The 15,173-nt window shown below is 47.1% G+C and carries 12 protein-coding genes; 4 read left to right on the top strand and 8 right to left on the bottom strand.

Going from position 1 to position 15,173, the window contains the following annotated elements; genetic code table 11:
- Positions 1-2: 2 nt before the first annotated feature.
- The gene (locus tag ACQY6I_RS14615) at positions 3-680 is read left to right on the top strand and encodes a zinc metallopeptidase (protein WP_428242232.1); all 678 of its coding nucleotides are present in this window, start codon (positions 3-5) and stop codon (positions 678-680) included.
- 302 nt (positions 681-982) lie between these two features.
- Complete coding sequence (locus tag ACQY6I_RS14610; RefSeq protein WP_428242231.1) at positions 983-1,978, top strand: hypothetical protein; 996 nt, start codon at positions 983-985, stop codon at positions 1,976-1,978.
- Positions 1,979-1,997: 19 nt separating this feature from the next.
- Here the strand turns inward: ACQY6I_RS14610 and ACQY6I_RS14605 are convergent, their stop codons facing one another.
- The 8 genes from ACQY6I_RS14605 to ACQY6I_RS14570 all read right to left on the bottom strand — a co-directional run bounded on the left by ACQY6I_RS14605 (position 1,998) and on the right by ACQY6I_RS14570 (position 12,752).
- The gene (locus tag ACQY6I_RS14605; protein ID WP_428242230.1) at positions 1,998-3,794 is read right to left on the bottom strand and encodes a glycogen debranching N-terminal domain-containing protein; all 1,797 of its coding nucleotides are present in this window, start codon (positions 3,792-3,794) and stop codon (positions 1,998-2,000) included.
- Positions 3,791-4,903 carry an ABC transporter ATP-binding protein gene (locus ACQY6I_RS14600; protein ID WP_428242229.1) on the bottom strand — a complete coding sequence of 371 codons (1,113 nt, stop codon included), beginning with the start codon at positions 4,901-4,903 and terminating at the stop codon, positions 3,791-3,793. The genes ACQY6I_RS14605 and ACQY6I_RS14600 overlap by 4 nt, the downstream gene beginning before the upstream one ends.
- A 10-nt stretch (positions 4,904-4,913) precedes the next feature.
- Positions 4,914-5,879 (bottom strand): carbohydrate ABC transporter permease, encoded by a 966-nt coding sequence (locus ACQY6I_RS14595; protein ID WP_428242228.1) that lies wholly within the window; start codon positions 5,877-5,879, stop codon positions 4,914-4,916.
- Positions 5,880-5,883: 4 nt separating this feature from the next.
- Entirely contained in the window at positions 5,884-6,750 is an 867-nt protein-coding gene (locus tag ACQY6I_RS14590) for a carbohydrate ABC transporter permease (protein ID WP_428242227.1), read from the bottom strand.
- A 79-nt stretch (positions 6,751-6,829) separates the two neighbouring features.
- Complete coding sequence (locus ACQY6I_RS14585) at positions 6,830-8,179, bottom strand: ABC transporter substrate-binding protein (protein WP_428242226.1); 1,350 nt, start codon at positions 8,177-8,179, stop codon at positions 6,830-6,832.
- The gene (locus tag ACQY6I_RS14580) at positions 8,176-9,216 is read right to left on the bottom strand and encodes a LacI family DNA-binding transcriptional regulator (RefSeq protein ID WP_428242225.1); all 1,041 of its coding nucleotides are present in this window, start codon (positions 9,214-9,216) and stop codon (positions 8,176-8,178) included. Before ACQY6I_RS14580 ends, ACQY6I_RS14585 begins: the two co-directional genes overlap by 4 nt.
- A 286-nt stretch (positions 9,217-9,502) precedes the next feature.
- The gene (locus ACQY6I_RS14575) at positions 9,503-11,374 is read right to left on the bottom strand and encodes a methyl-accepting chemotaxis protein (protein WP_428242224.1); all 1,872 of its coding nucleotides are present in this window, start codon (positions 11,372-11,374) and stop codon (positions 9,503-9,505) included.
- Between the two features lie 1,087 nt (positions 11,375-12,461).
- Positions 12,462-12,752 (bottom strand): hypothetical protein, encoded by a 291-nt coding sequence (locus ACQY6I_RS14570; protein ID WP_428242223.1) that lies wholly within the window; start codon positions 12,750-12,752, stop codon positions 12,462-12,464.
- A 49-nt stretch (positions 12,753-12,801) separates the two neighbouring features.
- Here ACQY6I_RS14570 and ACQY6I_RS14565 point away from each other — a divergent pair, with 49 nt between their 5' ends.
- Both ACQY6I_RS14565 and mmuM read left to right on the top strand, forming a co-directional pair.
- Positions 12,802-14,211, top strand: a complete 1,410-nt coding sequence (locus ACQY6I_RS14565) for an amino acid permease (protein WP_428242222.1) — start codon at positions 12,802-12,804, stop codon at positions 14,209-14,211.
- Entirely contained in the window at positions 14,211-15,170 is a 960-nt protein-coding gene (gene mmuM / locus ACQY6I_RS14560) for a homocysteine S-methyltransferase (RefSeq protein ID WP_428242221.1), read from the top strand. Before ACQY6I_RS14565 ends, mmuM begins: the two co-directional genes overlap by 1 nt.
- Positions 15,171-15,173: the final 3 nt, after the last annotated feature.

Here is a 15,173-nt window from a genome sequence, read left to right as displayed (position 1 = left end):
CCATGATATGGTTAATCCTGTTGCTGCTGTTGGTCACTGTCGTTGCCGGACCGGGTATTTGGGTGAAGGCGGTACTCAAACGATATTCGGTCAGGTTGGACTACCTGCCCGGGACGGGAGGAGAGTTGGCCCGGCACTTGATCAATCGCTTTGAACTCAAGGCCGGACTGGAGGAGACCCTTCAGGGTGATCACTTCGATCCGGGTGACAATATTGTGAGACTCAGGCAGGAACATCTACAGGGCCAATCACTAACAGCCGTAGTCGTGGCTGCTCATGAAGTAGGCCATGCCATTCAGTTTCATCAACGTGACTGGCGTTTGCAGCTCCGTTCAAAACTGGCTTTGCTGGCGGCCATGGTGCAAAAACTCGCACAGATTGCCATCATGTTGATGCCGATACTTTCTCTGATCCCGGCAACTGCAATACTAGGGCGGGGATTGTTCCTGGTAATTGTCGTCAGTATTGTTTTCAATCTGTTGGTGCATCTGATTACTTTGCCAGTCGAATTTGACGCCAGTTTTAATAAAGCGCTTCCTATCTTGCAGAAAGGTGAGTATCTAAACCAATCTGATATAACCAAAGCCCGAAAAATTCTGAGAGCCTGTGCATTAACTTATGTCAGTTCTGCAGTGATGGGATTGCTTAACCTAAGCACGCTGTTCCGCCGGATACGTTGATTCAGTCACATTATTGTCATTTACCTTTCTAAAAAAAATATCTGCATAATGATATGGAAGGATGTCCATGTCATCCAAATGAGTGATATTAATTATCATGATAAAGGAATAGAAAGGGCGCCGGACTGCTTACCTGTTTTTAAAGAAGTAGAAGCAGCCGCACAGGTTGTTGAAAAACGCCCGTGTTGCGCTTGCGTTGTTTAAACCGGCATAAATGTTCCGTTTGCACTGCATCTTTAGCGTCTTCTGTCTCATTCAATCGCCTGTTAATAAAAAACTCTATCAACTGTGAGAGTAAATTTATGAACACGCTATCAAATAAAAATAAATATCTATATCAAGTTTTAATCGCAGCTCTTTTTTCTGTACTGGCCATGTTTGGTCGTACAGCCTCAGATGTTATTCTGATCCTGGATGTAACTGGTAGTACCGGCGCATTGTTACCAAACTGGCAGACCAAAATCATTACTGACTTTATCGCGCCACTCAGTCTGGGTTCCTCGGGGACTCGTTTCGCACTGGTGTCACACCGTGATTTTCCTTATAGTCCATACGGCGGTTCCAGTGACTATGGGTATAGAGTGGAAGCTCCATTGGATGCAGATACCACCGATCTCATTACCGCACTTGACGCTTTGAGTTCATCCGGTGGTGGAGATGCTCCTGAATCCCAGTTGGAAGCATTGCGCCAGGCAATCAGTGGTTCCGGGCTGGATCTAAATGGTGATGGAGATTATCTGGATAAAGGTGACATCAAACCTAAACTTCTTGGTATAAATCCATCTACTCCCCAGGTGTTGATTTTCCACTTCACATATCCTCTGAGTTTTCATAATTACCCTGCTATCGAAGTGAACTATCCATATAGTGGAGTGGTCAACCATCCAGCGGATGTCGATGCAGTGAAATCTGCAATCGATGCGATTTGCCCTGTGACTACTGTGGATGTTTATGATGCTGGTGGTTTCAAAAGGGTTCAGGCAGGTTGCATGTTATACACCCTGATCCCGTCAGCACTTAAAATGCTCAATTCCGATGGAACGCTTTATAAAAGTGAATCTCTGATCGATCAACAGACCGGAAAGTTATTAAACCTGAAGCCCTATGCATTGGCCACCAATCCTGCAGAAGAGTTGGCAGAGTATACGGGCGGTGCAGTATTGTCTGTAGGTAGTAGTCTGGAAGGGTTGGCTGAGGTTGTGGAATCGGTTGTAGAAGACACCAGAATCTGCTCCGAAGGTCGGGTGCCAGTTGAACTACCCACCGGCATTTACTGCATAGAAGCACTATTGCATTGATAATCCGGACAATATTGCGCTAATACCATAGCGCCAGTAACGCGGCCGCAGCCCAAGCCTGCGGCCGACAGGAAAGGTGGTAAGGCAGAACCGGATAGTGGTTTCGGTCATGGCCGGAGTATAACTCTGGCAGTCGATGATCGGGTTGTCTTTCCGCTACGTCCAACAGTGTGTCGGCAATGCGCTGAGCCTGATGATGATAACCATATTGTTTTAGGCCCAATGCCGTTAATGCCATATCGTGAGGCCAGACCGAGCCGTTGTGGTAACTGAGAGGATTATAGCGAACCTCGTTGCACCCCAGTGTTCGCAGTCCCCAGCCGCTCCAAAGTGCTGCAGAAAATAGTGTTTTGACCAGTTCGTCTGCCCGCTCGGGTTTAACGATACCGGCCCAGAGGCAGTGGCCGGCATTGGAGTTTTGCACATTGAGTGGTTGCCGGTCAGCGTCAAGGGCCAGTGCGTAGGAACCCATTTTCGGTTGCCAGAAATATTGGTCGAACTGATTTTTCAGATATTCGGATTTAACCTGATAGCGATCTGCTTCGTGTTGTTGGTTCAGGTGAATAAAAAAGATGCTGGCACAAGCGAAGGCTTTGTAGGTATAAGCCTGAATTTCAGAAACGAAAATCGGGTGTTTGGCCAGGCTCCCATCTTGATGGCTCATGGAATCCGCAGAGTCCTTCCAACATTGATTGATCAGTCCTTTTTGGTTGTCATGAAAACCAACAAAACCGGTTTCGTCGTTCTGTTGATTTTCGAGCCATTGCAGGGCATGACGCCACTGCGGTTCCAGGTGATGCATGAGTAACCAGTCTTCACTGCCAAGGCAGTAATCGTGCAGCAGAATGATAAACAGTGCTGTGGCGTCGCTGGCACCGAAATAAGGATGAAAAGGAATGTCACCTATGCGACTGCGTTCGCCGTAACGATATTCGTGTAGTATTTTGCCGGCTTGTTCATCGTTTGTTGTATCTGTCTGAGTGCCCTGATGATGAGCCAGAAACTGTAAAGTGCCTTTGGCCAGCTGTGGAAATATCGGCAATAGAAAAAAACTGCAAATGAGCGAATCGCGACCAAACGGTGTAACAAATCTTGGCAGACCGGCGGCAATTGTGAGCCCTTCAGCTGGTGCCAGTAACAGCGCATAAACATCATCAATGGCCTGTTTGATAGATGGCTGCTGTTTTACGGTCGAAAAATTCTGCATGAAGGATGAATAGTCCGGCAGTAGTGTGGTGCTCTCTGTTAATGGACTGATCAGTTTTGCTCGAATAACCAGCTCTACTGTTTGCCCTGGCTGGATATCAAAATGCCAGCCCTCTGGTAAATTCCGGGCCGGACAGAATTCCATAGTCACCTGATTGATTTGTCGGTCTCTGCTGTGATACTGGGCCTGGTATTCGTTTTCTGTGAGGCTTTTTTCCGTTTCCCGGGACAGTGGCGCCAGCCATTGTCCTCGAATCTCAAACATATCCTGAAAATCGCTGTCGATAAGCTGGTGGATCACTATCTCCTGAAGATCAGGTGTTGGATTATGGCATCTGATGATATCTTCAAAGCCATCCTGTTTTAGCTTCAAACAACGATCGATCTGACCGATCTGCTGGTGGTGGTGATGCCGGGACCAGTATTGCAGCAGCTGGGTGTTGCTGGTGGCATCCTGATATATCAATGAGAAATCTTCAAACTCAAACCAATAGCAATTCAGATAACGGGTGTCGAAATAATAAATGCCCTGGTTGACATCATTGCGATGGTCGGCCTGACCTTGATCAGACAGAATCGCGTAGCAGAAGTTGTATTTCAACGGTGTCATAATGTGTGTCCTGAATTGATCAGTACACCTGCGGTACTCATGTCAAACAACAATACCCGGCTTAAGTCGACAGATAATGAAATCGTCTCCTGACGCTGAATATGACTGCGCAGATCAAGCCGGGCTTTGATTTCCTGGTTGCCGATATTGATCATCAGTTCTTTATCGAAGCCGAGATTTTCGACCAGATTGACGTGCAGTTTCTCGAATACAAAGCGTTCGCTTTCGTCATGAATAAAACGGGCATCCTCAAAAAAATCGGGACGGATACCGACCAATATATCATCAAATTCGCTCAGTTGTTTGGCGTCGGTAAATGGAATACCGGCGATGGGCATACGATAGTTGGCGATGATAATATGATCGCCTTCCACCTTCGCTTCCAATAGGTTCATGGCAGGTGAACCGATAAAAGTGGCGACAAATGTATTGGCTGGTTGCAGGTAAATTTCCATAGGTGTGCCAATCTGTTCGACCACACCATCTCGCATAACCACAACGCGATCTCCCAGAGTCATGGCCTCCACTTGATCATGAGTTACGTAAATAGCCGTCATATTGTATTCAGCCTGAATGCGGGCCATTTCTGTTCGCATGTGATGGCGTAGTTTGGCATCCAGGTTGGACAACGGTTCATCAAACAGATAAACATTGGCATCACGCGCCAACGCTCGTCCCATTGCCACCCTTTGGCGCTGGCCGCCGGAGAGATCAGATGGGCGTCGGTCAAGGTACTCCTCCAGTTGCAGCATTTCCGATACCTGCTTTAAGCGTTGGTCCATTAATTGTTGACTGGCACCGGATTTTTTTAGTCCAAACAGGATGTTGTCACGAACGGTTTTGTGCGGATATAGCGCATAGTTCTGAAATACCATGGCAATATTCCGTTTGTGTGGAGCGAGGTCGTTCACAACTTCAGAACCAACTCTTACCTCACCGCTGGTGATTTCTTCGAGACCGGCAACCATCCTTAATGTGGTGCTTTTGCCGCAACCACTGGGACCGACCAGTACCACAAATTCACCGGCGTTGATTTCCAGATTCAGATTCTTGACGATGGGCAGACTGCCATAGGATTTGTTGATATTTCTCAGATGCACAGAGCTCATAATGGTTTCCTTATTCTTTGACGCCGCCTTCGGTAAGGCCGCCTGAAAGGTGACGATTGGCGAACATGAAGGCGATTACTACCGGTACCAGCGTTAGCATGGAGGCTGCCATGATCCGGTCCCAGATGGCGTTTTTGGAGTTGAATAATGTTTGCAGTGCCAGTGGCAGGGTATGAAAATCCTGATACTGTTTGAGGAATACCGAGGCGAATAGATATTCATTCCAGGCAATGACGAAACAGTATACGAATACGGTCATCAGCATCGGGCGTGACAGCGGAATGATGATGGTCGTGAATGCCTCTGTGCGGGAACAACCATCCATCATGGCGGCTTCTTCGAGCGAAAAGGGAATGGTACGAAAATAGTTACCCAGCATATACATGGCGACGGGCAATGTTTGAACCAGATAGATCAGAAAAATGCAGATCAGGGTTCCGCTAATAGACGCTGCCAGACCAACAGTCACGGCCATCTGATACAGTGGCACCATCAACAGTACCCCGCCGACCATATACACAAACAAAACTGCATTGGAAAATACTGAACGGCCGGGAAAACGAAGACGGGCAATGGCGTAAGCCGCCAGGGAGGCGAAAAACGTTGAGGCCACTGACGTAATCAGGCTGATCAGGAAACTGTTCAGCATATATCGGGCAAACGGAAAATCCGCATCCTGCGATGTGAAGCGGGCAATGATTTTCTGTTTTGCCGCTTCACTCAGGGCTGGGTTGTCCAGCATGGTTTTGAGTGAATCAGGGATCTCAATGGTTTTTTGAGGCATCAGGCCGAGTAGTTCTTTATAGGCATCCAGATGTATGACTCTGGGGATCAGTGACGGATTGCCCCAATCTATCTGATGTTTCAGAGAAGTGGAGAGAATCTGCAGGAACGGAAAAATACAGAACAGGATAATCATGATTATCATGCTATATAGAAAAATATTCTGACCAAAGGAGCGACGACGATTCAACATGTGATCACCATTTCAGTACTTTGCGGACGTAATACCAGATTAACCCCGTCAGGAGTAGCAGCTGTAATACCGATACCGTTGCAGCCAAACCCTGGTCGATGACGCCGGTAAATGCCTGGTAATAGGTAAATACTGGCAGGGTTTTAACATTGGGGGCGAGCAGGAAAACTTCTTCAAAGCGGTTCAGGTTCCAGATCAGCCGCAGCAGTATCACGGTGCCCAGGACAAAGCGAATCTCCGGCAGCGTGACTGCCCAGAACCGTCCCCAGGGGCCGTGACCGTCGATTGCGGCTGCTTCGTATAAATCTCGTGGAATACTTTGTAGTTTCGCCAGCAACAGCAAATAGGCAATGGGGAAATGTTTCCAGATATCAAACACGATGACCACCCACAGTGCGGTATCCGGATCACCGATCAGGTTGCGTCGGGTGCCGGTTAACGACAATACATCCACGACCAAATGGTTATAGATACCGTTAACCGGATCAAAAATGAACTGCCAGCCAAAAACGACACTGATGACTGGAGCAAAATAGGGTAGCAATATCAGACTGCGGGCGGTGTTACGAAAGCGGAACTGTTGATTCATCAACAGTGCCGCTGCCAGCCCCAGCATTGTTGTTCCGGCGACAGTGCCCATCAAGTAGATCAGTGATGTCCAGGCCGAGTGATAAAATTCTGTGTTACTCAATAGTGTAGTGTAGTTGTGAATACCGACGAAGTGTTTGTCGCCATTCAATTGAACATCAAAAAAACTCAGGTAAATGTTAAACGCAATCGGATATACCACTAATAGACCGATAATGCCGACGGCGGGTGCCACCAGTCGGATACCGAGCCGTGATTCCTGTTGTCGTAGATAACTGGACATGCTGGTTCTTAATCCTGGTCATTGTTATTTACCGGTGGATGGCGTTCCCGCCATCCTACCGGGCGCTAAGTCGGGAGCATCAATCCATTAACTGCTGCATTTTTTGGGTTGCCTGTTTGACGGCATTTTCGGGGCTGACGCCTTCGAAAATTGTGTTGTAAATCATTTGCGGGATAATTTGTTTGGCGAAGATTTCTCCGGACTGCGGGAACACTTCACCGTCGACCACACTGAAGGTTTTGATTTTTTCAAATCCGGTAATGATCTCCTTGATCTTATCGACACCATAAAGTTCGAAGACACCATTTGGATCTTTCAGGTATTGTGGGTTTTCGGCGATGCCTTTGACCATCGGGTTCATGCCGCCGGGTGCCATGTGCAGGAAGGTAATGTAGGGGGCCGGTTCATACAGAAACTCGACGAACCGACTGGTGGCATCGGCTTTGGCAGTGTCGCTCAGGTTGACTCCGGCCAGACCGACGAGTACACCGTAACTGGCATCGGTTTTATGGTGAATAATGGGTGCGAAACCCGTATTTTTGACCAGGTTGGGGTCGAACTTTCCGCCGTTGAGTTCGGCAAAATTGTCGGCGGTCAAAGAGCCTTTGGCGACTTCTGCTAATGCCAGATCATCCATGATGTAGGTGGAATAGAAAAACATTGCCATCTTACCCTGCAGGTAATAGTCACGGGCACGCCAGTTTTGAGGTCCGGGTGGATTGTACTGTGCCAGTTTTTTATAAAATTCCAGCGTTTCAACGGTTGCCTTGCTATCGAAAATCAGTTCGCCTTTTTTGTTGAATTCTGCTGCTTTATTTGAAAGTGCCAGATGGGTAAATACCTGTTCACTGTAACCTTCGACTTTGGTGCCGACCAGAATGCCATATTGATTTTGGTCCGGTTTGGTGAATGTTTCCGCGGCCTTGAGAATACTTTTCCAGTCAGTAGGTGGTTTCAGGCCGGCCTGTTCGAACCAGTCCTTACGATACCAGATCCCTTGTATCCAGCCGTGATAGGGCAGGCCATAATAGTGTCCACCTTTTGGGGTGCGCAGCATATTCAGCGCGCCGGTATAAAAATTTTTCTTGCCGACGGTTTTGAGAACATTTTTGCTCAGATCGGTATTCAAAATCCCTTCTTCTCCAAATGCCATGATCAGTTCCGAGCCGGCTTCAATCAATTGGGGCAGTGTCCCGGCCGCTGCCGCTGCTGCCATTTGAGTCGCCATGTCATTTTCATCCACCGGTACCACTTTAATCGTGACATCCGGATTCAGTGCTTCAAAGGTTGCTGCCAGAGTTTCTATAACCGTCATGCGTTCGCTCTGGGTTTCAGTGGTCCAGAACTCCACCGTTGTGGCAAATAGATTGCCAGATAACATCAGCCCGAGAGCTGCCAGGGTCAGTTTCAGTGTTATGGTTATTTTCATGACTTAATCCTTTCCTGTGGATGGGAGAGGTGAGTGAAGGGCTGATCAGATTCTCTGACCACCAGTTTTGGTGACAGTAATCGTTGCAACCCGCTAATAGGTTCTCCGTCGATTCGTTTCAGTAATGTTTCCGCCAGTATGCGACCGGTGTCTTCATCGGTGCCGACCGTTGTCAGTGGTGGATCCATATAGGCAACATCCACGGCGTCATCACATCCGATCACAGAAAGATCCAGACCGATTTTCAGACCCAGTGACCGACAGGCCGAGTACACACCTCTGGCAATGTGGTCAGTGGCACAGACCAGTGCAGTGATCGAGTGATCATGTGCCAACATGTCGATAGTCAGTTGACGTGCCTGGGTGGCACTGAAATCGCAGCTGCGATAGCGCCATTCCGGCAATTTGAAGTTGTATTGTTGAAGCGTGTTTTGCAGACCGGTCAGGCGATCCCGGGCAAAGTGAAATTGTTCAGAAATGTTAATGAACCCAATGTTACGGTGCCCGAGGCTCAATAAGCGTTCGATTGCAGCGGTAAATACCTGAACGTTGTCCATATCCACCCAGGCGAACTGGCTGGATTTATCGGTACGACCATAACAGACGAATGGAATATTCAGCTTCAGAAGTCTGTTGACCCGTGGGTCATTGGTTCGGGTTCTGATGACAATCAGGCCGTCAAATTGCCCGAGTTTGATTGTCTGTTCAAAGGCCACCAGTTCCTGTTCACCGTGTGGTAGCGTAATGATGTGCGCCAGATAGTTATGCTGCTGCAAACAACGGGTCACTGATCCAAGCAGGGCAGAGATGGAAGGATCGACAAGATAGTCGTCCTGTTGTAACAGTATCAGCCCCACACAATAGACTTTTTGGATCGTATGATAACGATCTCGGGAGCTGATTTGATAGCCAAGTTCGGCGGCGGCTTTACGTACCCGGTTCTTAGTATGAGAACTGATGTCAGGATAATCATTCAGTGCTCTGGATACGGTGGAAACCGAAACCCCCAATTTTGCAGCCAGTGTTTTGATCGACATAATGCTCTGATTCTTATTTTTATTAGATCAGGGACAGACTACCCCCAACAACAAGTCATCTCAAAAACGATATCTGCTTGCTTCGCAGAGTCTGTTGTTTTCACTGTAGGAACGAAAATGTTTAGCTGCAAGTGTGAATTTTTGCACTGAATGAGTGCGAAAAAACCAGACAAATGATGGCAGAGTTTGTAGTCCAGTGATGGAAAGGTGTATGCCGAAATATTTTATGGTGAGATTTGCTGATAAGAAAACAGAGTCCGAATGGACCCTGCCTGAATGTTTTAATTTATACGACAAACTTGTTCAATAGTGCATCCTGCTGTCGTACTTTTTCAGCTTGCTGCTGAGTTGCTTGATTCGATTGATCGGCAGTCTCAGCCACTTGTGTACTGATATCTTTGATTTTAAAGGTGTTATTGTTGATCTCTTCGGCGACTGAACTTTGTTCTTCTGCGGCTGATGCAATCTGTACCGTCATATCGCTGATATGTTGAATGGCCTGGCGAATGGTTTGTAATACCTGATTGGCAGCCTTTGCTTTATCAACCGCAATGATGGTGGTATCCCTGCTGTCGTTCATTGCTAACGATACGGCGGAAGCACCGGCCTGCAGTTGTTCGATCATGGAGCGGATTTCAGTCGTGGATTCCTGGGTTCTCTGTGCCAGTGTTCTCACTTCATCTGCCACTACCGCAAAACCCCGGCCTGATTCACCGGCTCGGGCTGCCTCGATGGCCGCATTCAGTGCCAGTAGGTTGGTCTGATCAGCAATTTCGTTGATAACCTTCAGAATGGTTTCAATATTGGCGGTGGCTGATTCAAGTCCCTGAACTTCAGTGACTGCTTGACCGATGCGTGCAGCCAGCGCATCGATGGATTCAGTGGTTTCTGTAACGGCATTTTCGCCTTTCATTGAGGCATCATCTGCGTCTCTTGCTGCTGAAGCTGCCTGTTGGGCATTATTGGCAACTTCGGATGCAGATGCGGCCATCTCATGCATGGCTGTGGCCAGTTGTTCCAGTTCGTGCATCTGACTGCGCATGGCATCGGTTGAATGTCTGGCATTTTCCAATGTCACGGTTATTCCATCGTTAATTTCCCGGCTGATGGTTTTTGATTGAGTAATCTGTTTTTGCAGTGATTCGGTAAACTGGTTGAAGCCAATAGCCAGTTCTGCAAACTCTGGATCTGTATCGACATCGAGACGCTGGGTCAGGTCTCCGTTTCCAGAAGCCACTCCTTTAATGGCATTGTTCAGTGACCCCAATGGTCGCATCAGAACTTTGATTAAATAGTTGAGTACCAACAGGCTGATGATCAGCCCCAGAACCAGATAGACCATAGAATTGTTACGCAGTTTAGTGATGGTCTGGAAGGCTATTGATTTATCGACAATCGCGCCGATATACCACTGTTCATCTGGTATAAGGACAAAATTGAGCAGGTAGGACTTTCCATTTATTTTAATGTCCTGGCTGCCTGGTTGTAATTGTTTGATGGGCAGATATTCGGAGATATTATGACCATTTTTTTCTTTGTCCGGATGAGCGATCAGTATGCCGTCATTGGTAGTAATAAACAGATAACCTGCATCGAACAGGTTAACGGAGTTTGCCAGTTTGGCCAGTCCTGATAGCGCCATATCATAATACATGGAACCGACAAACTGGCCGTTGTGGGTGACTGGAACACCGATGGAAATAATCATGTCTTTGGTAGTCGCATCGACATAGGGTTTTGTCAGTATCAATGTTCCAGATGTTTTAGCCTGTTGGTACCAGGGGCGTTTGCGCGGGTCATAACCGGCTGGGGCGATCCACGAGGGTTCACTAAAGAGGATTACGCCATCGCTTTCATAGCCGATACCAGAATTGAGAAAGCTTTCATTCAGAGTTTTGCCCCGGACAATTTCGGTCACCTCATCTTCGTTTCGATAATCCAGCGCAATAATTTCTGTAATGGTCTGTGCCATCTGCTTCTTGGTATGCATTTCTCCACTAATGGTATTACGGACACCATTCATCAATTCATCAACGCTGCTGGTTACCAGCGTTGTTACTTCGTCTTCGACCATTCTTATCTGATAAAGACTCAATAGCCCTACTGTAATCAATAACAACAACGAGGATGTTATGACAATTTTGTAGCTGAATTTCATAATGGACCTCTGATTCCAGATACCTGAAGTTGTCTAATTTTTAATGCTCATAGTGACTGCAGGTGAAATGTGTGTTTTACGATATCGGTTATGTGGGTTTCGAAATCAGAGTGCTTGATCAATTAACGTTGACAGCGACTACTTTCGTAATTGGCTGGATCGTCCAGTCTGTCTTGGAATGTATTCTTAACGTTTTAACAAGCCATCCAGAAATCTACAGTTCACCAATACTGTCACGGCAATACCTGCAATATTTATTTGCTATATCACGTGACTATTGACCCGGCAATCAAACAGATCGTCCTGATTTCTTTGATTGTCGCCCCGAGAAAACTAGCCGTGTTACACGAAATACCTTCATTTCTAGAGGCTCGCATTGGCTGTGGCCAATGGTGTGGTCCGACACTTCGGTGCATCTCCGTGTCACACTATTAATACGACATAAATGCTTGTCGGTTTAGTAGTATACGAAATAACAGTTTACTAATTGTATAGATCAACCTCTGATATAAAGCAAACTCAAAGCACAGATGAATCCATAGTCAACTTGTATGTCAACGGACAGGTGGGTTGGCGGAAATATTTTTTGACTAAAAAATTAATGCTCATAATGGATTCTCTGATGTGAAAAATGTTGCTCATTTTTGGCAAGATTTTTAGGGTCTGTTTCCTCATGTTGTACCAAGTGTTAACTCAGCCCGGTCATATAAATCTCCTACGCTCGCTTTTGGTCGATTTTTGCCTGAGTTCCCAATTGATGTTTTTTTACCTTGGTTGTGCATCTCTTATATCCTGGAAAAATGTCACGTTTTAGTATCACTGTCAGAAGCTCTACATAAACCATATGTTATGAGCTGTCATGTGAACGCGTTTGAAAATACATTGATAGTACGTGTGCTGGAACTTTGGCTCATATCAACAGGATGTTTGAAATGAGCGCCTCTTTTTCAGACTGAATGCCGCTCTTGAGTGTATGGGGACAAATTCGCGACGGTATTGAAACGGGGGAATTTACTATTAATTTCCCTGCTGTATGTAGACGATCTTTCCGGTTGGTCGGGTCACTATAAGATCGCAGACCAAAAACCTAGGGAACCTCTGAAACATGGCCTGTTTTCGCGCCGGACGTTGTCAGCCCCAGTCTCACATCTTCATTTACACCAGTGAATTTCGGTGTTGCGAGTGGTGCTTCTTCGCCTGCATCAAAACTATTCCTATTTTTCAGAGGCCCCCTTGATTTATCTGAGGTAATCATTTTGGTCATTGAACAGGCATTGTCTGTAAAGCCGGACTTCTTTATTTGCTCATCCTCTATATAATGCCCGCGCCGCTTGGACAGGTCCGCAAATTCATGAATTGTTTGCGCCATTAAATGCATTTTCTGTCCGCGTAAGGGGCGGTATGTTGAACAACGATTGAAGGTGAATATGTCGGACAACACTATTTCCAGTTTTAAACGAACGATGCACAGCAGACATTTGGTAATGCTGTCCCTGGGGGGCGTCATCGGTAACGGATTATTTCTCAGCTCAGGTGACACGATTCATCAGGCCGGGCCGGTAGGGGCCATTATTGCCTATCTGATTGTCGCCTTTGGCGTTTATATGATCATGATGTGCCTGGGTGAACTAGCGGTACATATGCCGGAGTCAGGCGCTTTTAGTCGTTATGCCACTGAATATATCAATCCGGCCACCGGTTATGTGGTTGGCTGGTTGTATTGGTTGACCTGGGCAGTGGCGCTGGCTTCGGAGTTTACCGGTATTGGCCTGCTGATGGGGAAATGGTTTCCGGCCGTTCCAGTGTGGTACTGGTGTGCGGCCAGCATCGTTTTGGTTTTTGTATTGAATATGTTCGCAGTCAGGATCTTTGCTGAAGCCGAGTTCTGGTTGTCATTAATTAAAGTGTTGACGATTGTGGTATTTCTGGTGCTGGGTGGGGTCGCTGTTTTTGGAATGGTGCCTGGACAGAATGAGTCAGCGCCGATGCTTCATAACCTGGTTGCCAATGGCGTGTTTCCTCACGGTATTTTGCCAATTTTTATGATTATGCTGACTGTCAGTTATGCTTTTTCCGGGACAGAACTTATTGGTGTTGCGGCCGGAGAAACAGTCGATCCGGATAAAAACCTGCCTGTCGCCATTAAAACGACCTTGTGGCGGCTGATCATCTTTTTTGTCGGCACTATCATCATCATCGGGGCGCTCTTACCGAGTGATCTGGCCAGTGCTAAACAGAGTCCATTTGTGATTGTGCTGGAACGAATGGGTATCCCTTATGCTGATGACATTATCAATTTGGTGATCATCACTGCGTTATTGTCTGCTGCTAACTCAGGTTTATATGCCGCCTCTCGCATGTTATGGACATTGGCAGATCAGAAAACCCTGCCATCATTTCTGGGGCGTTTGTCATCTAATGGGGTACCCCGGAATGCGTTGATTTTAACCATGTTGGGTGGATTGTTGTCATTGTTATCAAGTTATTATGCGGCAGATTCTCTGTATTTGTTTTTGGTATCTGTTTCAGGGTTTGCGGTTGTTGTGGTCTGGCTGGTTATTGGTTGGAGCCATTTTAACTTTCGCCGCCGCTTTCAGGCTGGTGGAGGTAACATTGCTGACCTGGCTTATCGGGCACCTTTTTTCCCTTGGGTATCCATAATTTCCATCGTGTTTTGTGTCGCCTGTATTGCCGGTATCGCGTTTGATCCGCAACAGCGTATTGCCTTGTATTGTGGGCTTGGTTTTACCGTATTGTGTTATCTGGCCTATCTGCTGACTGGCAGAAATCAGGTCGGAGTTGAAATAAACAGTGCTTTGTCGGAGGCTGAATCCTGATGTTGAAAGCAGATTTCTTAAAAGTGCTAGAGCAGTATCCATTTTTGGTTGTGGATGGTGCGATGGCAACCGAGTTGGAAAAAAGCGGTTGTGATCTCAACCATGCGCTGTGGTCTGCCAAAGTGTTGCGGGAACAGCCGGAGCTGATTGCCGAAGTCCATCAGCGCTATTTTGAAGCCGGTGCGGATATTGCGATTACCGCCAGTTATCAGGCCAGTTTTGCTGGTTTTAAAGCGTATGGCATGGATGAACAGCAAGCCCGCGAAACGATCGCCCGTTCGGTTGAACTGGCTGCTGCAGCGAGGGATCGGTTCTGGCAGGAATATGAGGGCAATGATCGTCCCAAACCCATGGTCGCAGCTTCTGTTGGTCCTTATGGGGCATATTTGGCCGATGGCTCAGAATATCGTGGGCATTATGGTGTGGATGATCAGACTCTAAAAGTGTTTCATCGGTCGCGGATGGCAGTGTTGGTGGAAGCCGGTGCTGACTTGTTGGCGTGTGAAACCCTGCCTTCATTGCAGGAGGCTAAAGTTTTGTCTGAGTTGCTGGAGGAGTTTCCGCAGATCTGTGCCTGGATAACATTTTCTGCCCGTGATGGTGAATGTATTAGCGATGGTACACCAATAGCCGAATGTGTCAGAGCGTTGGATGAGCATCCGCAAATCGTGGCGGCCGGTGTGAATTGTACGGCTCTGGAACATATTCCTGTATTACTGGAAAACATGAGGCGGCATACCCGGTTACCCTTGATTGTGTATCCCAACTCCGGTGAACAGTATGATGCTGACAGCAAGACCTGGCAGGTTAGTGAACACTGTGGTCATCAATCTTTGGGCTCAGAGGTGGCAGAGTGGAAAAAACTGGGGGCGAAGCTGATTGGTGGTTGTTGCCGAACCTCTCCTGATGACATTAAAGCGGTCGCTGAATATCGGATGGATGTTTTCAACGAAGTTTGATAT

Source organism: Gynuella sp., assembly GCF_050297175.1.
GTDB lineage: Bacteria > Pseudomonadota > Gammaproteobacteria > Pseudomonadales > Natronospirillaceae > Gynuella.
Note: the sequence above shows the minus strand (reverse complement) of the source record. Positions and strands in the feature narration are given on the sequence as shown.